This is a genomic window from Mycobacterium sp. URHB0021, assembly GCF_054057895.1.
The window spans coordinates 670,138-691,571 of sequence record NZ_JBSRZT010000002.1 but is presented as its reverse complement, the minus strand read 5'-3'; the positions used below and the strand labels follow the sequence as shown (position 1 = coordinate 691,571).

Annotated in this window: 22 protein-coding genes and 1 pseudogene; 19 read left to right on the top strand and 4 right to left on the bottom strand. The window is 67.2% G+C overall.

The window, feature by feature from the left end:
• Positions 1 to 2: 2 nt before the first annotated feature.
• The 6 genes from ACVWWN_RS05470 to ACVWWN_RS05445 all read left to right on the top strand — a co-directional run bounded on the left by ACVWWN_RS05470 (position 3) and on the right by ACVWWN_RS05445 (position 4,566).
• The gene (locus ACVWWN_RS05470; RefSeq protein ID WP_457142992.1) at positions 3 to 668 is read left to right on the top strand and encodes a response regulator transcription factor; all 666 of its coding nucleotides are present in this window, start codon (positions 3 to 5) and stop codon (positions 666 to 668) included.
• Positions 640 to 2,052, top strand: coding sequence for a sensor histidine kinase (locus tag ACVWWN_RS05465; RefSeq protein WP_457142991.1), 1,413 nt, complete (start codon positions 640 to 642; stop codon positions 2,050 to 2,052). The genes ACVWWN_RS05470 and ACVWWN_RS05465 overlap by 29 nt, the downstream gene beginning before the upstream one ends.
• Positions 2,046 to 2,993 (top strand): TAXI family TRAP transporter solute-binding subunit, encoded by a 948-nt coding sequence (locus ACVWWN_RS05460; RefSeq protein ID WP_457142990.1) that lies wholly within the window; start codon positions 2,046 to 2,048, stop codon positions 2,991 to 2,993. The genes ACVWWN_RS05465 and ACVWWN_RS05460 overlap by 7 nt, the downstream gene beginning before the upstream one ends.
• A 132-nt stretch (positions 2,994 to 3,125) precedes the next feature.
• Positions 3,126 to 3,410 (top strand): hypothetical protein, encoded by a 285-nt coding sequence (locus tag ACVWWN_RS05455; RefSeq protein WP_457142989.1) that lies wholly within the window; start codon positions 3,126 to 3,128, stop codon positions 3,408 to 3,410.
• Positions 3,411 to 3,472: 62 nt separating this feature from the next.
• Positions 3,473 to 3,799: a DUF732 domain-containing protein gene (locus tag ACVWWN_RS05450; RefSeq protein WP_457142988.1), complete on the top strand. Its 327-nt coding sequence runs from the start codon at positions 3,473 to 3,475 to the stop codon at positions 3,797 to 3,799.
• Complete coding sequence (locus ACVWWN_RS05445) at positions 3,796 to 4,566, top strand: hypothetical protein (RefSeq protein ID WP_457142987.1); 771 nt, start codon at positions 3,796 to 3,798, stop codon at positions 4,564 to 4,566. The genes ACVWWN_RS05450 and ACVWWN_RS05445 overlap by 4 nt, the downstream gene beginning before the upstream one ends.
• A 34-nt stretch (positions 4,567 to 4,600) precedes the next feature.
• Here the strand turns inward: ACVWWN_RS05445 and ACVWWN_RS05440 are convergent.
• From ACVWWN_RS05440 to ACVWWN_RS05430, 3 genes and pseudogenes are all read right to left on the bottom strand, one after another.
• Positions 4,601 to 5,273 (bottom strand): annotated as a pseudogene (locus ACVWWN_RS05440) (M24 family metallopeptidase).
• A 39-nt stretch (positions 5,274 to 5,312) separates the two neighbouring features.
• Entirely contained in the window at positions 5,313 to 6,656 is a 1,344-nt protein-coding gene (locus tag ACVWWN_RS05435) for an NAD-dependent succinate-semialdehyde dehydrogenase (protein WP_457142986.1), read from the bottom strand.
• A 120-nt stretch (positions 6,657 to 6,776) separates the two neighbouring features.
• Positions 6,777 to 7,958, bottom strand: a complete 1,182-nt coding sequence (locus ACVWWN_RS05430) for an ROK family protein (protein ID WP_457149004.1) — start codon at positions 7,956 to 7,958, stop codon at positions 6,777 to 6,779.
• 220 nt (positions 7,959 to 8,178) lie between these two features.
• Between ACVWWN_RS05430 and ACVWWN_RS05425 the strand changes: the two genes are divergently transcribed.
• From ACVWWN_RS05425 to ACVWWN_RS05395, 7 genes are all read left to right on the top strand, one after another.
• The gene (locus ACVWWN_RS05425) at positions 8,179 to 9,411 is read left to right on the top strand and encodes an MFS transporter (RefSeq protein ID WP_457142985.1); all 1,233 of its coding nucleotides are present in this window, start codon (positions 8,179 to 8,181) and stop codon (positions 9,409 to 9,411) included.
• 56 nt (positions 9,412 to 9,467) lie between these two features.
• On the top strand, positions 9,468 to 10,100 hold the full coding sequence (locus ACVWWN_RS05420; protein ID WP_457142984.1) for a hypothetical protein: 633 nt from the start codon (positions 9,468 to 9,470) through the stop codon (positions 10,098 to 10,100).
• Between the two features lie 66 nt (positions 10,101 to 10,166).
• Positions 10,167 to 10,679 (top strand): GNAT family N-acetyltransferase, encoded by a 513-nt coding sequence (locus tag ACVWWN_RS05415; protein WP_457142983.1) that lies wholly within the window; start codon positions 10,167 to 10,169, stop codon positions 10,677 to 10,679.
• 49 nt (positions 10,680 to 10,728) lie between these two features.
• Positions 10,729 to 11,787: an LLM class flavin-dependent oxidoreductase gene (locus tag ACVWWN_RS05410; RefSeq protein WP_457142982.1), complete on the top strand. Its 1,059-nt coding sequence runs from the start codon at positions 10,729 to 10,731 to the stop codon at positions 11,785 to 11,787.
• Positions 11,787 to 13,196: an NtaA/DmoA family FMN-dependent monooxygenase gene (locus ACVWWN_RS05405; RefSeq protein ID WP_457142981.1), complete on the top strand. Its 1,410-nt coding sequence runs from the start codon at positions 11,787 to 11,789 to the stop codon at positions 13,194 to 13,196. Before ACVWWN_RS05410 ends, ACVWWN_RS05405 begins: the two co-directional genes overlap by 1 nt.
• The gene (locus ACVWWN_RS05400; protein WP_457142980.1) at positions 13,193 to 13,960 is read left to right on the top strand and encodes a DUF1684 domain-containing protein; all 768 of its coding nucleotides are present in this window, start codon (positions 13,193 to 13,195) and stop codon (positions 13,958 to 13,960) included. The genes ACVWWN_RS05405 and ACVWWN_RS05400 overlap by 4 nt, the downstream gene beginning before the upstream one ends.
• Before the next feature lie 136 nt (positions 13,961 to 14,096).
• Positions 14,097 to 15,485: an HNH endonuclease signature motif containing protein gene (locus tag ACVWWN_RS05395; protein ID WP_457142979.1), complete on the top strand. Its 1,389-nt coding sequence runs from the start codon at positions 14,097 to 14,099 to the stop codon at positions 15,483 to 15,485.
• Positions 15,486 to 15,511: 26 nt separating this feature from the next.
• Here the strand turns inward: ACVWWN_RS05395 and ACVWWN_RS05390 are convergent, their stop codons facing one another.
• Positions 15,512 to 16,099 carry an HD domain-containing protein gene (locus tag ACVWWN_RS05390; protein WP_457142978.1) on the bottom strand — a complete coding sequence of 196 codons (588 nt, stop codon included), beginning with the start codon at positions 16,097 to 16,099 and terminating at the stop codon, positions 15,512 to 15,514.
• Positions 16,100 to 16,204: 105 nt separating this feature from the next.
• Between ACVWWN_RS05390 and ACVWWN_RS05385 the strand changes: the two genes are divergently transcribed.
• From ACVWWN_RS05385 to ACVWWN_RS05360, 6 genes are all read left to right on the top strand, one after another.
• A complete protein-coding gene (locus ACVWWN_RS05385; RefSeq protein WP_457149003.1) occupies positions 16,205 to 16,720 on the top strand; it encodes a nitroreductase family protein in 516 nt (171 codons plus the stop codon).
• Positions 16,717 to 17,652 (top strand): NAD(P)-dependent oxidoreductase, encoded by a 936-nt coding sequence (locus ACVWWN_RS05380; RefSeq protein WP_457142977.1) that lies wholly within the window; start codon positions 16,717 to 16,719, stop codon positions 17,650 to 17,652. Before ACVWWN_RS05385 ends, ACVWWN_RS05380 begins: the two co-directional genes overlap by 4 nt.
• A gap of 9 nt (positions 17,653 to 17,661) precedes the next feature.
• The gene (locus ACVWWN_RS05375; protein ID WP_457142976.1) at positions 17,662 to 18,591 is read left to right on the top strand and encodes an NAD(P)/FAD-dependent oxidoreductase; all 930 of its coding nucleotides are present in this window, start codon (positions 17,662 to 17,664) and stop codon (positions 18,589 to 18,591) included.
• 119 nt (positions 18,592 to 18,710) lie between these two features.
• Positions 18,711 to 19,715, top strand: a complete 1,005-nt coding sequence (locus tag ACVWWN_RS05370) for a YihY/virulence factor BrkB family protein (RefSeq protein ID WP_457142975.1) — start codon at positions 18,711 to 18,713, stop codon at positions 19,713 to 19,715.
• A 45-nt stretch (positions 19,716 to 19,760) separates the two neighbouring features.
• Positions 19,761 to 20,609 carry an ABC transporter substrate-binding protein gene (locus tag ACVWWN_RS05365; protein ID WP_457142974.1) on the top strand — a complete coding sequence of 283 codons (849 nt, stop codon included), beginning with the start codon at positions 19,761 to 19,763 and terminating at the stop codon, positions 20,607 to 20,609.
• A complete protein-coding gene (locus ACVWWN_RS05360; protein WP_457142973.1) occupies positions 20,606 to 21,433 on the top strand; it encodes an amino acid ABC transporter permease in 828 nt (275 codons plus the stop codon). Before ACVWWN_RS05365 ends, ACVWWN_RS05360 begins: the two co-directional genes overlap by 4 nt.
• Position 21,434 lies beyond the last annotated feature (1 nt).

Genomic DNA, 21,434 nt, shown 5'->3' with positions numbered 1-21,434 from the left:
GCATGCGGGTGCTGCTTGTCGAGGATGACGAGGGGGTCGCGTCGGCGCTGGTCGAGCTTCTCGGCCACGCCGGCGCGTCCGTCGTCCGAACGAGCCGTGGCGCCGACGCACTTCATCGTGTCAAGGGTTGCGATCTGGTGTTGCTCGACTTGGGCCTGCCCGATATGGATGGCCTGGACGTGCTCCGCACGCTCCGGCGCGCATCAGCGGTGCCCGTCATCATCATGACCGCCAGGGACAGCGACGGCGCCGTGGTGCTCGGTCTACGCGCGGGCGCCGACGACTATCTGGTCAAACCGGTCCGTAAAGCGGTGCTACTGGCTCGTGTTGACGCGGTCATGCGACGGTTGCGCCGAGCCACAGGCGATGCCACTTCACATCCCGGACCGGTCCTCGCGGGTCCCGTCACGATCGACACCGAGCGCCACGAGGTCACCCTGTCGGGAAGTACACAGGCGCTCACCAAGACCGAGTTTCAGATCCTCGCGACGCTGGCCGCCCGTCAGGGGGAGGCGGTCAGTCGAGAAGAGCTGATGCTCGACGTGTGGGGCACCGCGGTTGTCGGCCGATCCAGGTCCTTGGACTTCTTCATCGGACAGATCCGGGCCAAGCTCGCCGGTCTTCCGCTGCAGACCGTGCGTGGATTCGGTTTTCGGCTGGACACCTGACATGGGTCTGCGGGTTCGCGCCGTCCTTGTCGTCCTCTTGCTGATGGCGGTGGTGGCGCTGGCAGTCCCGTTGGCGTTGAGTCTGGCCGACCGCCGGACCGCTGCACTCGCCGCGGAGCGGGACCGGCAGCTGTCCGCGCTCGCCGACGCGGCCGCGATGCCCGGAAGCCCGCTGCAGAGTCTGGTCGACCGGTATCACGATGTGTACGGGGAAGGTCTGCTGATCATCGATTCCGACGGTAGAACGCTGGCCGCACGCGAACTGGGCATCTCTGAGCCCGGCGTCGCGATGGCGACCGGCCACGCTCTCGTCGACGCACCCGCGTCGCAGTGGACACGAATCCTGCCGTGGGACCGAGACCGGCTGCTCGCGGCCACAGGTGTGCGAAGTGAGGGAGAACTGGTCGGCGCCGCCGTCCTGGCGGTGGACACTACGGTCGCGGCGCGCGATATCGCGATCGGCTGGATATGGGTTGCGGTCGGCTGTATCGCCCTGCTCGTCCTTGCGGTGGCGGTCGCTCGGGCGCTCACCCGGTGGGTGCTGCGGCCGATGGACGGGTTGGAGCGCGCGGTTGCCGAGATGACCGAAGGAATCGCCGGCCCACCGGCCAATGTGGCCGGGCCGCCGGAACTGCGCCACTTCACCTCCGCGTTCAACACGATGGCACAGGTGGTGCGGGCGTCTCTCGAACGGCAACGGCGCCTCGTTGCCGATGCCTCGCATCAATTGCGCAATCCACTCACTGCGGTCCGGTTACGGGCGGACACCCTGGAGGACTACGTGGTGGAGGCGGGCAGGCCGACATACGGCTCGATGACCGCGGAACTGGACCGCTTCGAGAACCTTCTGCAGCAGTTGCTTCGTCTCGCCCGCGCAGAGCAGGTCAGCGGCAGCCGCCAGGTGGGTCTGACCACCGCGGTGGCGGAGTCGACCGACCTCGATGACGTGATCGGGGAACGCCTCGCCTTCTGGCAGCCTGTCGCCGACCGCCGGCATCAGGAACTACGTTGCCGCACAAACCATTCCGACCTTTCAGTGCAGCTCGCTCGCCATGACGTGGAGCAGTTGCTCGATGTCGCGCTGGACAACGCGCTGCGTTACGCCGGGCCCGACACCACGGTCACGGTGTCGACCGAGGAGGCCGCCGACACCGTCGCACTGGTCGTGAGCGACAACGGATCCGGGCTGCCTGACGACGACCTCGCCAAAGCGGCGGCTCGTTTCTGGCGCGGACGGGACGACAGCGCGGGCACCGGTCTGGGCCTGGCGATCGCAGCCGAGATCGCCGCGGGTCACGGCGGAGCGATCGAGGTGCAGAGTGCGCCCGAGGGCGGACTGCTGGTCCGCTACCGCCTGCCGGTGGCGAGCGGGCCGTCATGCTGAGTTCCCCGAAGGCCCGATTGAGCCGTCGCGCATTCATGTTCGCGGCCGTGGCGGTGGCGGCCACCGGTTGCGTCCGCAACGAGCCCGGCGGTCGCCTTCGCCTGGCCGCGGGCGATCCCGGTGGGCTGTATCTGGCGTTCGCCGAGATCCTCGCGAAGCGGGTTCAGAACCGCTATCCAGATGTGACGGTCGAGGTCCTGCCCACCGAGGGCAGCGTCGAAAACCTGGCCCGCCTGCGTTCGGGAGACGCCGACATGGGCCTGGCACTGGCTGATGTGGCCGAACGGGATCGCGCCACCGGGCCAGCGGGATCACCACCACAGGCGGTGGCCAGGGTCTACGAGAATTACCTACAGGTAATCCTGCGCGAATCCGCTGCGGCACAACGGCTTCCCGATCTTGCGGGGATGCGGGTCTCCATCGGACCGCCCGGCTCTGGTGCCGCGGCGACCAGCGAGGTGCTGTTCGAAGCGGCCGGTCTCGGCGGGCGAGTAGAGATGCTGAGGTTTCGCCTGAGGGATGGACTGGCCCGGCTCGCGGACGGCGGCGTGGATGCGCTGGTCTGGTCGGGCGGAGTGCCGACTCCTGCGGTCGCCGAGCTGAATGCCGAACTGCGCCTGCGGATGCTCGACATCGGCCCGCTGGCCGCGCCGATGAGCCGCCTCGCCGGATACCCATACGTCGTCCGCCGTGTGCCGAGCGGCGATTATGTGCCGCCCGGTATCCGGTCTATCGGAGTGCCCGATCTGCTGTTGTGCCGCCAAGGCATCGAGCCCCACCTCGTCGCCGCGGTGGTGGACGTACTCGCCACGGACGCGGCGCAACTGGTGCCGCCCTACGTCCGGGGACTGCAGTACCTCGCTGCCCCGTCGATGATTCAGACCGGTCTCCTACCGCTGCATGCCGGTGCCGTCAGTGCCTACCGGAGGCTGCACGGCTGAGGCTGGATCCCGCGCCGGTCTCTCCGTGAATCTGTGGATCGTGCAAGGAAAACCGCGCCGGGGCATGATTTCTCTTCCCTTGCCGAGTCGGTCGAGCCATCATCAGCAGACGACGGAAGAAGGAGGCAGCTCATGATCATCACGGTCATCGCAACAGGCGCCTTCCTCTTGTTCGTGCTGGCCGGCGTCCTGGTGTTCTCGAAGCGTCGGCAGAACCTTGAAGACGGATACCAACGCACGATCCCGAACCTCGCCCGCGGGCGGGAGCGCCGGAGGATCTGGGCGGCGACAACGGCAAGCGCTGTCGGCATTTATTACACGAGTGGAGACGGTGGCGGCGGCTGCGGCGGCGGCGGTGGTTGCGCCGGCGGCGGTTGCGGCGGCGGTGGTTGCGGCGGCGGCTGCGGTGGCGGCTGAGATGACGGGCACGGAGAGCGGGACGACGCCCGGCGCGCTCGTCTAAAACGAAAGGGATTGTGATGAGATGGAATACGATCTTCAGGGCCGCGGTGGTCGTGACTTGCGCGCTGTTGGCCACTTCGGCGGTGACGCACGCCGACCCGTCGACACCGATGCCGGCGATCGAGTCCTCTGCCGCACAGCTGTGCAGTGCGATCGACGCCCATCCCACCCCGGGCGGCATCGTCGACGGGATGGCCGGCCTGGACAACAGGGGGCTTGATGAGATCGACGGGGCGCTGGTGTTGATCACGGCGATTCACCACGTCTGTCCGCAGCATGAGGCGTTGGTGATGGGCGTCATGGATGGGGTGGTCGCCGAAGAAGTCTGCACGGAGCCGACATGACGGCTGTCGAGTTTAATGCGATGTCCCACCTCGGGTCCGTGCCCCACGCGCAGTCCGAGCAGGAGCTGGTCGTGCGCTACCGCCGGCCGGACAACGGGTTTGGTGCCATGTGCTGGCTCGTCGTGGCCGCCGCCGGCAGCCTGTTGCTCGTGCTGCTGGGCTTGAAAGCGTGGGGCGCCGTGGGGTGTTGGGCTCTCGGGGTCTATCCCATCCCCATCGGGATCATGGGGACCTGGATGTCCTTGCGGGGTGTGCTCAAGCTCGCCGTCGTGATGAGACGGGGTGCGCGCCGGGACTGGTGGCTACGGCTTTCGACCGCCGGGTTCGAGATCAACGATCGACTGCGCAAACCGCATCGCGAACAGTGGCGCGGGATCGCCGAATTCACGCTTGCCGAATCTGTGGAGACCTTCGACGACGGCAGTTCCGCCGTCACAAAGCGTGTCGGCTTTCGCTACGTCCCCGAATGCCGCCGCAGGCGCGAAGATGGACGTTGGATCAGCGGGTGGCGTTCGCGTGACCGCGATGGAAGGCCGGACGGCTTCGTCATGGGTCACTGGGACCGACCGCTGGACGAGGCGGTCAGTCTGATGAATGTGTGGCGGGCCAGGTACACGGCACCCCGAGAGTTCCCGCCCATCGAAGCGCAGCGTCGACGGTCTCATCCTCGATCACGATCGGCCTCCCCCTGCTTGAATTTGACGGACGGTCGGATCGAGGTCGATTGTCCGGCAGTAGAACCCTATTCGGACTTTGAAAAGTTGTGAGCCGAGGAGAGCTTCACGCCAGGTCGAGCAGCTCCTAGTGGAAACCCCCGTAGCGGCGGTCAGGATCGACCAGGTGAACCTCCAGTATCGTGACAGATGTTGCCGGAGGGGTCTTTTCGACGCATCGGATGGTTCGAGCCAGGAGCGATGTAGAACTCGATCTCATCCCCACCGATGTTCTCGTGCGGGAACTCGCCGACGAGATGACCTGCGATCACCCCGCCGAACTCCCACCCGGCATCGCGACTCAGGCCCACGATGTGGTCGAACAACTGCTCGCCGGTGATGTCAGGGGTTTGGTCGAAGTGTGTGCGCCCGGCCTGCCAGATCTTGGGCAGGTCGGCCTGGAGTGCCAGCTTCGTCGGCTCGCTGCCCGACACGTAGGTGCGCCCGAGGTCGGCCTCCCATTCCTCGAATATCGGCCCGAAGTCCAAGAAGACGATGTCGTCGTCGGTGATCACCCGGTCCGGCGGATTCCCGCGGGCGGTCACCAACGTGTTTTCGCCGGACCGGACGATGCGCTTGTGCCAGTGCCGGGTGACACCGAACATCTCGGCGGCGATGTCTCGAATCTCGTTGGACAGCAAACGATCAGAGACTCCGGCGCGAACCAGTCCGCGATCGCTGACCTCGTCGAACAGTAGCTCCGCGTTGCGCTGGGCCTCGAGTAGACGCGCAACCCTGACAGCCTCTTCGATATCCGCGATGCTAGCGGCGCGTCAGCTCTCCAACCCGTCGGCGACGGCTCAGACGATGCGAATGAGCTTCTTGTTGACGAACTCGTCGATGCCGAAGCGGCCGAGCTCGCGGCCGAAGCCGGAGCGCTTGACCCCGCCGAACGGCAGCTCGGCCCCCTCGGCGCCGACGGCGTTGACGAACACCATGCCGGCATCGATCTTGTCGGCGACCCGCTTGGCCTGTTCGGCATCGGAGGTGAACACGTAGGACCCCAGTCCGAACGGGGTGTCGTTGGCCATCTCGACCGCCTCGTCCTCGGAGCTCACCCGGTAGACGGTGGCCACCGGCCCGAACAGCTCCTCCTTGTAGGACGGCGAGTCCGGCGAAACACCGGTCAGCACACCGGGCGGGAAGAACGCACCCTTGCGCTCACCCTCGGACACCAGCGTCGCACCGTCGGCGACGGCGCGATCGACCTGTTCGGCCAGCTTCTCGGCGGCCGCCACCGACGACAGCGGCGCCAGCCCGTCGGCCTTCTCCTTGACCTTGGCGGTGAACTTGGCCAGGAACTCGTCGTAGATGCTGTCGGCGACGATGAACCGCTTGGCCGCGTTACACGCCTGGCCGGTGTTCTCGAATCGACCGTCGATCGCGGCACTGACCGTGGCGTCCAGATCATCAGTCGACAGCAGGACGAACGGATCGGAGCCGCCGAGTTCGAGCACCACCTTCTTCAGGTTGCGGCCGGCGATCTCGGCCACCGCAGCACCCGCGCGCTCGGAACCGGTCAGCGAGACGCCCTGCACGCGGGGATCGGCGATCACGTCGGCGATCTGCTCGTTGGAGGCGTACACGTTGACGTATGCGCCCTCTGGATAGCCGGCGTCGTCGAAGATCTTCTGAAGTGCGGCCGCCGACTCGGGGCACTGCGGCGCATGCTTGAGCACGATGGTGTTGCCGAGCACCAAGTTCGGTCCGGCGAACCTCGCCACCTGGTAGTACGGGTAGTTCCACGGCATGATGCCCAACAGCACCCCGACCGGGCTGCGACGGATTACCGCGCTGCCCTCTCCGTCGAGCAGATCGATCGGCTCGTCGGCCAGGAACTTCTCGGCATTGTCGGCGTAGAACTCATAGATCGCCGCGCTGAACTCGACCTCGCCCTCCGACTGATCCAGCGGCTTGCCCATCTCACGCTGGATGATTTTGGCCAGCTCTTCTTTGCGCTCGTTGTGCAGGGCGGCGACCTTACGGATCAGATCGGCGCGCTGGGCCACGGTCGTCGACTTCGACCACTGGCCGTATGCCTTGGCCGCCGATGCCAGCGCCGCCTCGATCTGATCGTCGGTCGCGGTCGGATACTCCTTCACCACGTCGCCGGTCGCCGGATCAACTACTGCGTACAGACTCATGTCGTGTGTTCCTTCCTCTTGCCGATCAGACGGCGACTCGCCACCGACCCAGGATTCTTCACCAGGTGAAGACGGCGCGCAGCCGTTTCCTCAAGCGTCGCACTTGTCGGGCCCTGGCGATCAACGTTTGGACATCATCGATTCGTCGATGGCGCCCGGGCTCAGAATCCTATCGAGGATCAGTGCGGCGCCACCGACCACCCCGGAGCGGTCTCCCCAGGTGGTCGGCACCACCTGCAACACCCGGGTGGAAAGCGCGATCGCGTTGCCGTACAAGGCTTCTCGAAAACCGGCGACCAGGATGTCGTAGGCGCCGGACATGCTGCCGTCGATGACGACCATCGCCGGGTTGAGCAGGTTCACTGCTCCGGAGATGACCTCTCCGACATGTCGGCCGCTTTCGCGAATCAGCCGGCGCGCCTCGGGCTCGCCGCGGTTGGCGAGGTCGACGACGTCGCGGATATGGCCGACGGCATGGCCTTGTTGTTGCAGTGCCCGCACCAGAGCCCAGCCGCCCGCGACGGCCTCCAGGCAGCCCGTATCCCCACATCGACAGGGCAGTCCGGCCGCCGCCGGCGTCTTGTTGTGCCCGAATTCGCCCGCGGCCCCGATCGCACCACGCTGAAGCACTCCGCCGGAGATGATCCCGGCCCCAAGGCCGGTGGACAGCTTGAGAAGCAGCAGATCGTCGACGTTGCGTCGTTCTCCGCGGCGTTCGGCCAACGCGCTCACGTTCACGTCGTTGTCGACCAGAATCGGGGCAGCGGTCAGATCGCGAAGGTAGGGCTCCAGCGGCACGCCATCCCAGCCGCTCATGACGGGCGAGTCCAGGCTGCACCCCCGTTGCTGGTCGACGGTGCCCGGCAAACTGAGTCCGACGCCGAGCACAGCGTCAACGCCGCGGCCTGTTTCCTCCAGCAACACCTCGAGCCTCTTCACCACATCAGGCATCAGGTCGGTGGGTCCGATGCCGACTTCCTGGTCGAGGTCGCTGATGGCCAACAGTCCGCCCGCGAGATCGCAGACGGCCAGCCGCGTCCGACTGCGCCCGATCGCGGCGGACAGCACGACCCCCGCGTCGGCGTTGAACATCAGCTGGGTCGGTGGGCGACCGCCGGTGGACAGTCCGTCCTCGCGCTCGACCACGAGCCCCCGGTCCGAGAGGGCCGACACCCTGGCGGCCACTGCCGTGCGTGACAGGCCGGTGAGCTGCCGGAGTTCAGAGCGCGTCGTCGCGACGCCGTCCCGGATCAGCGTGAAGAGTTCACCGGCAGACGCCGGCGAAGACTTCGGACCCCTGATAACCGGCACCTTTACATTGATACAAGCGTTTGCGGCGAACAGCAAGGGATGTAAGGCGCATCACTTTGACCGTAGAAAAACTTAAGTAAGTTGGATCGAGAGCCGAACTGTGTCTACTCTCGAGTCCGACGGGGCGCTCTGCAATGCGGCGGGTGCCGACCACGAACCACGAACGGCCGGTCACCGTCCCATACTTCCGCAGACCGAAAGCTGACTTACTGTGACCTCCACTGCTGCCCGTCCCTCGGTGCCGTCGGCACTTGTGGCACCGCAGCCCGCCGTACTCAAGCTGGCGATCCTCGCTCTCGCCCTCGGCGGATTCGGTATCGGGACCAATGAGTTCGTCGCGATGGGCCTGCTGCCCGACATCGCCACCAGCCTGCACATCTCCGAGCCGACCGCCGGTCACGTGATCTCCACGTACGCCCTCGGCGTCGTCATCGGAGCACCCGTGCTCGCCGCCGTCACCGCGCGGGTGCCGCGCAAGGCCATCCTGTTGGTGCTGATGGCGGTCTTCACGCTGGGCAACGTCGCGACGGTGTTCGCGCCCAACTACGACTCACTGATCGTGGCGCGGTTCGTCGCGGGCGTGCCGCACGGTGCGTTCTTCGGTATCGCCGCCCTGGTGGCCGCCCGCCTGCTGGGCCCGGGCAACCGCGCCAAGGCGGTCGCGCAGGTGATGACCGGCCTCACGGTGGCCACCGTGATCGGTGTCCCGATGGCGTCCTGGTTGGGTCAGGCGCTCGGCTGGCGCAGCGCGTTCGCACTGGTCGTGGTCATCGGGATCACGACGCTCAGCGCGATCTGGCTCTGGTTGCCCGATATCGGCGCCACCCACTCGACAAGCCCGCTCACGGAACTCGGCGCGCTCAAGCGACCCCAGGTGTGGCTGGCCCTGATCGTCGGCATGGTCGGATTCGGCGGCATGTTCGCGGTCTACACCTACGTGGCCACCACGCTGACCGACGTCGCGGGCTTGTCGCGGGCGCTGGTGCCGGTGGCGCTGATGGTCTTCGGTGCGGGCATGGTCGTGGGCAATCTGGTCGGCGGCAAGATGGCCGACAAGTCCGTGGTAGGCAGCCTCTACGCCGTCATCGGCACGCTGGGCGTGATGCTCGCCGTATTCGTCGTCGCATCGCACAATCCGTGGACCGCAATGCTTCTGCTGTTCGCCATCGGCGCCAGCGGCGGTGCCATCGCGCCCGCACTGCAGACCCGCCTGATGGACGTGGCCGCCGACGCGCAGACGCTGGCCGCTGCACTGAACCACTCCGCGCTCAACATCGCCAACGCGTCGGGCGCGTGGATCGGCGGCCTGGTGATCGCCGCCGGGTACGGCTACACCGCGCCGGCCGCGGCGGGTGCGGTGCTGGCCGCCGCCGGTGTGGTTGTGCTGACGTCATCGGTTTTGCTGCAACGCCGCTCAACGCGCCTGGCCGTTGGATCGGTTTGAAGAAACAAGGCGTTATATGTGTACCTGCTTGATCGCAGTGGAAGGAACGTGCACCAATGAGCAACGTCGAGAACGTCGTATACCGCTACCAGCCCGACGGGCAACCCGCCGTGAGCTACCGCGGTATCCCGAGCGGCAGCACCGGCGGCGGCGGTGACCTGACCGCGGCACGGGCGTCCTATCGCAGTGACCTGACCCGATTGCTGCACGTCGATCGCCACCAACTGCCGCCTGTCATCGAGCATCTCGAGGCCGTCGTCCACGGCATGTGGGTGCGTACCCGGATCGGTGCCGTCCACCGCGACCACAGCGCCGACCGCATGTTCCTGCAGACTCTGCTTGCGCCGGGACAGTCGCAGGAGCAGTTGCGCGCCGCGCTGGCTCGCGATGCCGAACGCGGACTGGACCCGGTCGTCGTCATCGTCGAACCGGAAGACACCGTCGCATCCGTTCTCGAGCAGATGACCCCAGGCGACACGGTGCTGGTGGCCTACTCGGATGCCGAGGTGGAGGTGGGCTGGGCCGTCATCTACGGCCCGGAGGCCGACGGTCGCCAGGACATCCCGCGGGCACCGGGCTGGACCGAGCTCTGCGACATGCCGGTCTGGCAGTTCGCGCGTCGTTACGGCGCGGCGAGCGAAGAACATGCCGTGCGGGTGGATGCGATGGCGTCCCCGCTTGCGTCGTAGGTCGTCACAACCGAGTGGGTCTTCGACCGGAGGAATGAAGTCGCGAACCACTCGGTTCATCTGATCATGACGACCGACGCGGCTGTCGGTGAGCTGCGTTTCATCGCCGTCCACCAGACCGACCCGCTCGCATCACCGCTGCTCGACGAGCTCGCAGCCGAGTACGACGCGAGATATGGCGGCCGCACCAAGGACGAGTACAAGGATTTGCGGGGCTATCCCGCTGAGGAGTTCGACGCACCCGACGGTGTTCTCGTCGTGGCGCTCTTGCAAGGAGTGCCCGTGGCAGGAGGCGCGTTTCGTCGGTACGACGCCAAGACGGCCGAGTTCAAACGCATCTGGACCGCGTCGACGCACCGCAAACGGGGCTACGGCAAGCTCGTCGTGGCCGAACTGGAGCGGATCGCGCGGCAGCGTGGGTACAGCCGGGTCTACCTGACCACCGGATGGTCCCAGCCCGAAGCGGTGGCCCTTTATCTCGCGACCGGATATACGCAGCTCTACGACCCGTCGCTGCCCGCGGAACAAATCGGTTCACATCCGTTCGAGAAGTGGCTCGTCAGCGAGGGCGTGAGGTGAAGTTCCTGCGTAGCCTCGAACTATTCTGGTCTCCGAAAGAGGTGCTGAAGTGAGCGTTTTCGCACTGGGCATCGAGTTGGACGGGGAGGGGACCCATCCCGCGGCGTGGCGCCGGGCGAACCACCCACCGCGCGAGTCGCTGAGCGGACAAATACTGACCCGGCGGGTCCAGGCCGCGGAGAACGCCGGCTTCACGTTGGCGACGTTCGACGATTCGATCCTGCCGCCGACGGGCGACATCAGGGCCCGCGTCGACGCCGTCAACCGGGCATCGTTCGTCGCAGCGACAACCTCGACGATCGGTCTGGTGCCGGTCGTCGAAACCACGTACGCCGAACCGTTCCACACGTCGTCCCAACTCGCCACCCTCGACTACTCCTCGCGCGGCCGTGCCGGCTGGATCGCCGCGCGCGTCGAAGATCACGCGGCAGCGGCGGCGTGGGGAAGACCCGTCCTCACCGCGCAGTCCGACATCGACCGGGAGCAACGGGACTCCATCACCGTCGCACGTGCGCTGTGGGATTCCTGGGAGGACGACGCCGTCATCCGCGACTACGCGAACGGCCGCTTCCTTGACCGAGGCAAGCTGCACTACATCGACTTCGAGGGTGAGTCCGTCTCGGTCAAGGGTCCAGCCATCGTGCCTCGGCCGCCGCAGGGTCAGGTGGTCGTATTCGGCACCGAGACCGATCGCGATCAGGTCGACATCGTCCTGATCACCGATCCGAACCGAGACAGGGCGGTCGAGGCAGCCGATCGCAGCCGCGGGCTGACGTTCATCGAGGTCGGCGTCACGCTCGACACGCCGGCCGCCACCGCCGCGGACCGGCTGGCCGCCCTCGACGCGCATGCGCACGCACCCGAGACGCCACGCCTTGAATACACAGGCAGCGCCAGCGGATTCGTGGAGCTACTGACCGATCTCGCCCTCCACACCGACGGGGTGCGAGTGTTCCCCACGGTGATCGACGAGGATCTGCGTGAGCTCGCACGCTATGTCCTTCCCGTCCTGTTCCATTCGGACGTCGCGCACCGCCCCGTGCCCGGATCGTCGTTGCGTGGCAATCTCGGCCTCGCCCGGCCCGTCAACCGATATGCGAGGGCCTGATGAGTTCGAGCGAACTAATACGTCCTGACGCGCAGGTGCACTTCGGTGTGTTCTTTCAGGGTGTCAACCACACGACGATCTGGTCGGATCCGGCGAGCGGCTCGCAGATCGACTTCGAGACGTTCCGGCGCATCATCACCACAGCCGAGCGTGGATTCTTCGACGCGTTCTTCCTCGGCGAGGGTCTGCGGCTACGCGAGCAGAACGGCAAGATCCTCGATTTGGACATCGCCGGTCGCCCCGACGCCATCGCGCAACTGTCCGCACTCGCAGGCATCACGGAACGTATCGGCCTCGTCGCCACGCAGAACACGACGTACAACGAACCCGGGGATCTGGCCAGGCGGTTGGCGGGCCTGGACATCCTGTCCGGCGGCCGGGCGGGATGGAATGCGGTCACGACCGACAATGCCTGGACCGGTGAGAATTTCCGGCGCGGTGGGTACCTTGACCACGCACTGCGGTACGAGCGGGCCGGCCAGTTCATCGACGCGGCCCGCGCGATCTGGGACTCCTGGGCCGACGATGCGCTTGCGACCTCGATCGAAAGCGACGCGTGGTCGGTGCCCGGCGCCGTCCGGCACCTGACTCGCTCGACGTCACAGTTGGACGTCTCGCTCGACGCGACGCTGCCGCGCAGCCCTCAGGGGCACCCAGTCATCTTCCAAGCCGGAGACTCGCCGGCGGGCCGCGATTTCGCTGCCGCCCATGCCGATGTGATCTTCTCGCGCCACGGCACACACTTCGACGACGCGCTGACGTTCGCCAACGACATCCGCGCGCGACTGCGGGCCGCGGGTCGTCCGGCCGACGACATCAAGATCCTGCCGAGCACGCAGATCGTGTTGGCGGAGAAAGCGTCTGAGGTCGAGGAGAAGCGGCGCTGGGTGCTCGAGGGCCAGTACACCGGGCAGACTGCGCTGTCCCTCGTCGGATTGGTCTGGGGGCGTGACCTTTCCGATCTCGATCCTGACGGACCATTGCCGGCCGACGATCCGGTGCCCGCACCCATCTCGGTGACGCGCGGTGCGGCCAGGGACGGTAAGGACCCGATTGCCTTGGCCAGGGAGTGGCGCGCGTTGGCAGAGGCCAAAAACCTGTCGCTGCGCGAGGTCGCCATCGAGACATCGGAGCGGTCCGGATTCGTGGGTACACCGGGCCAGGTCGCCGATGAGCTGACCCGGTGGGTCCGCGCCGGCGCGACTGACGGGTTCAACATCTCGCCCTACATCGTGCCCGGCGGACTCGACGAGATCGTCGACTGGCTTGTACCCGAACTGCAGGAGCGCGGTTCCTATCGAACCGGATACACATCGACGACCCTCCGTGGCCACCTCGGACTTCGAGAACCATTGACGCGGAGACAGACCCGTGTGACCGACGATCAGCAAGGAGGACGTGCATCATGACCAGCACAGTGGATACCGCCGCAGGAACGTTCGAGGACGCTTGGAACCAGTGGCACAACGAACGTGAGCGCTATTTCGGTGATCCACTCGGTTGGGTGAGCCTCACTGGCTTGTACTGGCTCACCGGCGAATTCGAAGCTGTCGCCGACCTTCCTGGTCGCTGGCGTGCGGACGCCGACGCGGCGTACGTCGAGGGCATCGACGGAACCGACCGGCTCGAACCGGTCGAAGGCGCACCGGGATTGCTTGTCGAGGATGGCGATCGCCGCATCGAGGTGATTCGACGAACCGGGTCGGTCGCGTTGCGCGTGCATGATCCAAAATCCCCACACCTACAGGCATACCGCGGCATTCCGGCCTACGCACCGAGCGAACGGTTCAGCGTCGCAGGCACGTACACGCCGTACGAGCAACCGACCACGGTCACAACGGGTGCCGTGGTCGAAGGACTCGAGCACCACCACACGGCCGTCGGCGTCATCGACTTCGCTTTCGAGGGCGCGCCGCTGCGGCTCATCGCTTTCGCGGGCAAGAGCGATGGGCTGCACGTGCTGTTCACCGACGCCACGAGCGGCGTGACGACCTACCCGGGATGCCGGTCGCTTTCGGTCGCCGCGCCGGACGCCGACGGGTCGGTGACACTCGACTTCAACCGGGCATCGAACCTGCCGTGCTCGTTCACCGACTTCGCGACGTGCCCGGTGGCGCCGCCCGAGAACAAACTGCCCGTTGCCGTCGAGGCCGGCGAGAAGAATCCTCGCTGAGGATGCAGCACGCAACCCCATCCACTGGGCGTACGCGCGCATTTTCAGTGAGGCAACGAATCATCCTTTCGCGCGCATCTTTGACGAGTCAACGCGTGGACTGAACTTGTCGGTGGGTCGCACTAGTGTTCGAAGTATGGGGTTGGGGGTGGTGGCCAAGCGGATCGCGGCGATGAGCGCCGAGCTGGATGCGTTGTTGGCCGAGCCGCTGGAGATGCTCAGCACCGCCGATCAGCTGGCCCTGACGTATCAGTGGGAGACCCTGGTCCGCCGCCAAGCCGCCCTGGGGCATCGGCTGGTGGCGGCGCTGGCCGCGGCCCCGGTCGCCGAGTTGGGGGCGCCGACGCCCGCGGCCGCGCTGGCCACGTTGTTGCGGATCACCAAGGACGAGGCCGCCGGTCGGGTCCGGCTGGCCCGGGATCTGGCGCCGCGGCACACCCTGACCGGTGAGGTGTTGGCTCCGGTGCTGCCGGCCACGGCCGCCGCCCAGCAGCAGGGCCGCATCGGCGCCGAACACGTCAAAAAGATTCGCAAGTTCTTCACCACGCTGCCGTCCTTCGTCGACCCCGAAACCCGGGGCCTGGCCGAAGCGCAGCTGGCCGACATCGCCGCCGAGGTCAACCCCGACGAACTCCGCGCGGCCGCCGACCGGCTGGCGGCACTGCTGGATCAGGACGGCACACTGTCCGACGCCGACCGGGCCCGGCGCCGCTACCTGCACCTGGGCCCGCAGCAGCCCGACGGGATGAGCGAGGTCCGCGGCCGCCTGGACCCGCAGGGCCGCGCGGTGCTGGATGCGGTGATCGCCAAACTGGGCGCCCCCGGCATGTGCAACCCCGACGACGACACCCCGTGTGTGGACGGGGCCCCCTCAATCGAGGCCACCCAGGGCGACACCCGCACCCAAGGCCAACGCAACCACGACGCGCTGACCGCGATGGGCCGGGCGCTGCTGGCCTCGCGGCAGCTGGGCAGCCACCACGGGCTGCCGGTCACCCTGGTCATCTCCACCACCCTCCAAGAGCTGCAATCAGCGGCCGGGCACGCGGTGACCGGCGGGGGCAGCCTGCTGCCGATGTCGGAGGTGATCCGCCAAGCCGGCGCCGCCCACCACTATCTGGCGGTGTTCGACCACCACACCGAAGAGCCGCTGTATCTGGGCCGGGCCCGGCGCCTGGCGTCGAAGGCTCAACGGATCGTGCTCTACAGCAAGGACCGCGGCTGCACCTTCCCCGGCTGCACCGCCCCCGCCTACCACTCCCAGGTCCACCACGCCACCGCCGACTGGGGCCAGGGCGGCCAAACCAACATCACCGACCTCACCCTGGCCTGCGGCCCGGACAACCGCCGCGTCAAACCCGGCGGCTGGAACACCCGCAAACGCAACGACGGCCGCACCGAATGGCTCCCACCCCCACAACTGGACACCGGACAAACCCGGATCAACAACTACCACCACCCCCAGCGCTACCTCATACCCGACAACGACGAGGGCGGCGCCGACGAAGACGACGACGGTCCCTAACCGCAGTAGCGGGTGTCGTCTTTGAATCAGGCGCCGTGGCCCGATCGCATCAGTGCGCTGGCGGGTCGGATAAACCCGGGCTGCTGGAGCTTGCGGATCGCCCGCAGCGTCCCAAGCGGAATCACCCTCTTGAAAAAGACACCCGCGTCGAACGCGGCGCGCACTTCCTTGACGTCAGAACTCGGGATGCCGAACCGGATCAGGCCCTGGCTGACATCGATGAGGTCCGCGCGGCGGAAGGCCTCCACCAGCGGTGCGTAGGGGCGAGTTGGGCCGTAGCCGGAGAGCCGATGATGCTGGGCGACGATGAGTGCCAGCTCGTCGGACCATGCTTCGCGTCCGGTCTGCCGGAGCCATGCATCCTGCGCCTCGATCGACGGGACGAGGTAGTCGAGGGTGTCGAACGCGGCGAGGTCGTGAAACGCCGCCGCAATCGCGAGCTTGTCGTCGCGGTCGGGCGCGTCTGGTGTGAGCGCGCGGGCGAAGTTCACCACGCGGTACACGTGCGCCTTGTAAGCGTCGTAGCCGGCGTCGTCCCCGCGAGCACGGTGCCGATGTGACTCCAGGATTTCCTCAGCCAACGGCAAGGTGTCGAGAATCGCCAGCGTGGCCACGACACGATGGTATGGCGGCCGCTCCGGCCTTCTCCGGGAACGAAATATTCGGTCCGCAGGCGTGGTTTGTCGCTACGGATGAGTGCGCACGAAACGGAGGACGAGATGGAAGCCTGGGATGCGATTCGCGCCCGACGCAACGTACGCAGTTACCTGCCGGACCCCATTCCAGACAGCGATCTGGACCGCATCGCCGAGGCCGGCTGGCGAGCGCCGTCCGCCAAGAACAATCAGCATTGGGACTTCGTGATCGTCACCGATCGCCAACAGCTCGAGGAACTCTCGACGGTGTGGCAGGGTGCCGGTCACATCGCGTCGGCACCCGCGGCGATCGCATTGGTGATGCCGGAGCCGCCGAACGAACGAACCAAGCTCAACGACCTCTACGACCTCGGGCAGGCCACACTGGCGATGATGATCGCGGCAACCGACCTCGGCATCGGCACCGGCCACTCATCGGTCGGCGATCAGGATAAAGCGCGCGCCATCCTCGGCGTACCCGACGATCACATCGTGTCGTACCTTCTCGGCATCGGATATCCGGCCGACCGTCCCCTGAAGCCCATTCTCAAACCCAATCGCAGGCCCTTTCCAGAAGTCGTGCACCGAGGGCGTTGGTGACCGGCCAGGACGGCGCAGCGCGCCTGAAAGTCCTTGTCCCCCAGGATCTCGGCATGGAGGTGCTCGGCGCGTCACCGAGGCTGGAACCGGTCCGCTACGAGGCGGGTGCGCCGTGGCCGGCCAAACACTTGGACACGAGCGTCGTCGTGGTCGGCTACGAGAAGGCGGCGGCCGTCGGAGCCCGGTTCGCCGAACTGCCCGAACTACGCTTGATCCAGACCCTCAACGCGGGCTACGACCAGTGGCTGCCGCACCTGCCCGCGGGCGCCATGTTGTCCAACGGGCGTGGCGCGCACGGCGGTTCGTCGGCCGAATGGGTGGTGGCCGTGCTGCTCGCCGTCTACCGCGACCTGGCGCTGTTCAATCATCAGCAGTCGCAAGGGGTGTGGCGGCCGAAAAACGCCGAGACGTTGATCGGCAAGCGGGTGGTCGTGCTCGGCGCCGGTGACCTGGCAGTCAATCTCGCATCCCGGCTCGCGCCGTTCGAGACTGAAGTGAAGCTGGTCGGTCGGCGGGCCAGGGCGGGGGTACTCGCCCTGGGCGACATCGACGGACTCCTGCCGACCGCCGATGCGGTGGTCGCGATGCTGCCCGACGACGCATCGACGCGCCACCTCATCGACGCGGAATTCCTGGCGAAGCTGCGCGACGGAACGGTGGTCGTCAACGCAGGCCGGGGGGGGACTGTCGACACCGACGCACTCCTCGCGGAACTCACTGCGGGCCGGCTCCGCGCCGCGCTCGACGTCACAGAACCCGAGCCATTGCCGGCCGGTCACCCATTGTGGTCCGCACCCGGCCTGCTGCTGACTCCGCATGTGGCGGGCAGCACCGACGGCGCGTGGGAGCGGGCCTGGGCCATCGCTCTGGACCAGATCCACGTCCACGCCGATGGCGGCCGCCCGCCGAATCTGGTGGCCGGTCCGCGCTAGGTTGGTCGCATGCCGCTGCGCGTCGCAGTCATCGGTGCCGGGATCTCAGGCGCGTCGTGCGCGAACGTGCTGCGCGGGCATGGAATCGCGGTCGACGTGATCGAGCGGGGCAGGGCTGCCGGCGGGCGGATGGCATCACCAACGCTGCACGGCCGCAGGGTCGACATCGGTGCGGCGTACTTCACCGCCAAGGAACCCGAGTTCGCCGCGCTCGTCGACGGCTGGGCTAATCGGGGCCTGGTCCGTGAGTGGACCGACACGCTCGACGTGTTCTCCGCCGATGGCCGCAGCCGGGCTTCGGGGCCGATGCGATACGCAGCCCGCGACGGCCTGCGTTCGCTCGTGCGTGCGGCGCTGCCCGACGACATCCGGTCCGGTGATGCGGTCGGCGCCCTCGACGAGTTGGACCACGACGCGGTCGTGCTGGCGATGCCCGATTCACAAGCTGCCCGACTGGCCCCCGGGGCGGCTGACTGGGTCGAGTACGAACCGGTGATCGCGGTGGCGGCGGCTTGGCCGCAGCGGTGCTGGACGATTGCGGACGCGGCGTTCGTCAACGACGACGCCGACCTCACGATCGTCGCCGACGACGGGTCGCGGCGCGGTGACGGCGCGGCCGTGCTCGTCGCCCATACGACGGCGCGGCGAGCCAGTGCCCATCTTGAGACACCGGGTGATGCAGTGCCGCACGTCCTCGACGCATTGCAGCGCCTGCTGGGCGTCGCGCCCGATCCCGAGTGGACACACGCGCACCGCTGGACCTTTGCGAAACCGGCAGGCACTCATGGGGACAACGCCTATGGCCTCACATCGTGGGGCAGTCGCCCGCTCGGGCTCTGTGGCGACTCGTGGTGCCCGTCCGGGGCGCCACGCATCGAGTCCGCCTGGTTGTCCGGGCACCGGCTCGGCACGGCGCTCGCGGCGCAGTTGGCGGGCTGATCTGGCGGCCCTGATCGGCTGGCGTGAACGCGCGTTCGTCCGCGAGACGGTTGATATCGCCCGGTAGAGGGTATTGCCCAGCGCATCAGCGGGAGTCCGCATTCTGAGGGAGTCCGTACATGGTGGGCTGGCTCGACAGACTGCAGCAGCGCCACCGGAGCGTGGGTTTCGCCATCGCGGTCCTGTACAAGTACGTCGACGATCAGGGTGGCTATCTGGCCGCCCTGATCACCTACTACGCGTTCGTCTCGCTGTTTCCGCTGCTGTTGTTGATGACCACGGTCCTCGGGGTGATGCTCGCCGGTCACCCGGAGCTGCAGGAGCAGGTGGTGCAGTCCACACTGGGCCAGTTCCCGGTGATCGGGAGCCAGCTCCAGCAGCCCGAGGGGCTCAGCGGCGGCGCCGTCGCCGTGGCCGTCGGCATCGGCGGAGCCCTTTACGGCGGGCTGGGTGTCGGGCAGGCCGTGCAGAACGCGATGGACTCGGTGTGGGCGGTACCCCGCAACAACCGACCCGACCCGATCCGATCCAGGGTGCGCAGCCTGGCGCTGCTGATCATTCTGGGCTCCGCGGCGATCACGGCGACGGCGCTCTCTGCCGTCGGCCGGGCCACCGAGACACTGGGTTGGTTCGGCAAGGCCGGCCTCGCGGTGGCCGCCGTGGCGATCAACGCCGCCATCTGCCTGGTGGCCTTCCGGGTGACCACCGCGCGGCCCGTCACCTACCGGCAGGTGCTGCCCGGCGCCTTGGCCGCCGCCGTGATCTGGCAGCTGCTGCAATGGTTCGGGGCGACCTTCGTCGCCCACACGATCAAGACCACCAGCGCCACCAACGGGGTCTTCGCGCTGGTTCTGGGGCTGCTGGCGTTCCTTTATCTGATCTCGGTCAGCCTGGTGATGAGCGCTGAGGTGAACGTGGTGCGCGTCGACCGCCTCTATCCACGGGCGCTGCTCACCCCGTTCACCGATGCCGTCGACCTGACGTCAGCCGACCGGAAGACATACACGCGGAAGGCCAAAGCCGAACGCGTCAAAGGGTTTCAGCGTGTCAGCGTGCGATTTGACGCGGCACGACACACTGCGCGAGAACCGAACAGCTCCGTCGGCTCCGACGAAGCAGGCTGATCCGAATATTGGCGCATGCCCGCCGGGTGCGCGATGATGCGGCCCATGCGCAGCATCTCGAGTCTTGTATCCGCACTGGTCGTCGGCGGTCTGCTGGCCGCGACGGCGTGTGCTCCGGCCGACGACAAATCCTCGGCTCCCCCGGCGCCCGGGAAGTGTTCGAAGGACTCGCTGACCACGCTGGCCAAGGGGGTGATCACGTTCGGCACCGATCAGCCGGCCTACCCGCCGTGGTTCATCGACGACGACCCGGCCAACGGCAAGGGGTTCGAATCGGCCGTCGCCTACGCGGTCGCGGACAAGCTCGGTTACGGCAAGAGCGACGTGAAGTGGGTGCGAGTGCCGTTCAACGCCGCGATTGCCCCGGGTCCAAAGCCGTTCGACGCCAACCTCAATGAGTTCTCCATCACCGATGAGCGTAAGCAGGCCGTCGACTTCTCGTCGCCGTATTTCGACGTGACGCAGGCGGTCGTCACGGTGAAGTCCTCGCCTGCCGCGCAGGCGAAGGATCTCGCGGGGCTCAAGGGTCTCAAGCTCGGCGCCCAGGTGGGCACCACCAGCTATGACGCCGCCAAGGCCGTCGACCCCGGCGTTGCCGTCTTCAACAACAACGACGATGCGAAGGCCGCGTTGTCCAACGGCCAGATCGACGGGTTGGTAGTGGATCTACCGACGGCCTTCGCGGTACAGGCCGAACTGACGGACGCAGTGATCGTCGGCCAGCTGCCCACCGGCACCGAGAAGGCCGAGCAGTTCGGCATCGTCCTGGACAAGGGCAGCCCCCTCACGGCGTGTGTGTCCAAGGCCGTCGACGAGCTCGGCAACGACAGCGAGCTCTTCAAATTGCAGAAGACGTGGCTGGCCGGCGCAGGCAGCGCGCCGCTCCTTTCGTGACCACGGTCGCCTTCGACCGGGTTGCCTACCGGCAGTCCAGGGCCCGGCGCTCCACGCTGATCGCACTTCTGTCGACCGTGATCTTCGCCGCGGTGCTGCTGTTCGCGGTGACGTCCGCGCCGGGCTGGCCACGGGTTCGCGACTCGTTCTTCAATCTGCGCGTCGGTTGGGAGAGCCTGCCTGCGCTGTTGGCGGGGTTGTGGCTCAACGTCCGGGTGCTCGTGGTGTGCCAGTCGTTGATCCTCGTGTTCGGGCTGGGGCTGGCCGCGGTGCGGACGTTGCGCGGCCCGGTGTGGTTTCCGGTGCGCGCGTTGGCAATCGGGTACGTCGACCTGTTCCGCGGCCTTCCCCTGCTGATATGTCTCTACCTCGTCGGGTTCGGGCTGCCGGGACTGCGGCTGACGGGACTGCCGACGAACCCGGTGGTCCTCGGTGGACTTGCGCTGGTGTTGATCTACTCCGCCTATGTGGCCGAGGTGTTCCGTGCGGGCATCGAGTCGATCCATCCGTCGCAGTTGGCCGCGGCGAAGTCGCTGGGCCTCAACTATCGGCGGACGATGCGCCTGGTGGTGCTGCCGCAGGCGACGCGGCGGGTGACACCGGCGCTACTCAACGACTTCGTGGCGTTGCAGAAGGACTGTGGGCTGATCTCGGTGCTCGGCGCGGTCGATGCGGTGCGGGCCGCCCAGATCCAGTCGGCCACGACCTACAACTTCACCCCGTACGTCGTCGCCGGTCTGTTGTTCGTGGCACTGGCGGTGCCGTCGGCACGCCTGGCTGATTGGGCATCGAGGCGAGCGGCCATCCGCCAGGGCGCGATGTGAC

What these genes read in the sequence shown, in the direction of transcription:
- ACVWWN_RS05435 (WP_457142986.1), bottom strand. Translation starts at nt 6,656, where the DNA reads ATGAGTCTGTACGCAGTAGTTGATCCGGCGACCGGCGACGTGGTGAAG.
- ACVWWN_RS05450 (WP_457142988.1), top strand. Translation starts at nt 3,473, where the DNA reads ATGAGATGGAATACGATCTTCAGGGCCGCGGTGGTCGTGACTTGCGCG.
- ACVWWN_RS05385 (WP_457149003.1), top strand. Translation starts at nt 16,205, where the DNA reads ATGGAAGCCTGGGATGCGATTCGCGCCCGACGCAACGTACGCAGTTAC.
- ACVWWN_RS05470 (WP_457142992.1), top strand. Translation starts at nt 3, where the DNA reads ATGCGGGTGCTGCTTGTCGAGGATGACGAGGGGGTCGCGTCGGCGCTG.
- ACVWWN_RS05460 (WP_457142990.1), top strand. Translation starts at nt 2,046, where the DNA reads ATGCTGAGTTCCCCGAAGGCCCGATTGAGCCGTCGCGCATTCATGTTC.
- ACVWWN_RS05405 (WP_457142981.1), top strand. Translation starts at nt 11,787, where the DNA reads ATGAGTTCGAGCGAACTAATACGTCCTGACGCGCAGGTGCACTTCGGT.
- ACVWWN_RS05400 (WP_457142980.1), top strand. Translation starts at nt 13,193, where the DNA reads ATGACCAGCACAGTGGATACCGCCGCAGGAACGTTCGAGGACGCTTGG.
- ACVWWN_RS05445 (WP_457142987.1), top strand. Translation starts at nt 3,796, where the DNA reads ATGACGGCTGTCGAGTTTAATGCGATGTCCCACCTCGGGTCCGTGCCC.
- ACVWWN_RS05415 (WP_457142983.1), top strand. Translation starts at nt 10,167, where the DNA reads ATGACGACCGACGCGGCTGTCGGTGAGCTGCGTTTCATCGCCGTCCAC.
- ACVWWN_RS05455 (WP_457142989.1), top strand. Translation starts at nt 3,126, where the DNA reads ATGATCATCACGGTCATCGCAACAGGCGCCTTCCTCTTGTTCGTGCTG.
- ACVWWN_RS05375 (WP_457142976.1), top strand. Translation starts at nt 17,662, where the DNA reads ATGCCGCTGCGCGTCGCAGTCATCGGTGCCGGGATCTCAGGCGCGTCG.
- ACVWWN_RS05395 (WP_457142979.1), top strand. Translation starts at nt 14,097, where the DNA reads ATGGGGTTGGGGGTGGTGGCCAAGCGGATCGCGGCGATGAGCGCCGAG.
- ACVWWN_RS05370 (WP_457142975.1), top strand. Translation starts at nt 18,711, where the DNA reads ATGGTGGGCTGGCTCGACAGACTGCAGCAGCGCCACCGGAGCGTGGGT.
- ACVWWN_RS05365 (WP_457142974.1), top strand. Translation starts at nt 19,761, where the DNA reads ATGCGCAGCATCTCGAGTCTTGTATCCGCACTGGTCGTCGGCGGTCTG.
- ACVWWN_RS05420 (WP_457142984.1), top strand. Translation starts at nt 9,468, where the DNA reads ATGAGCAACGTCGAGAACGTCGTATACCGCTACCAGCCCGACGGGCAA.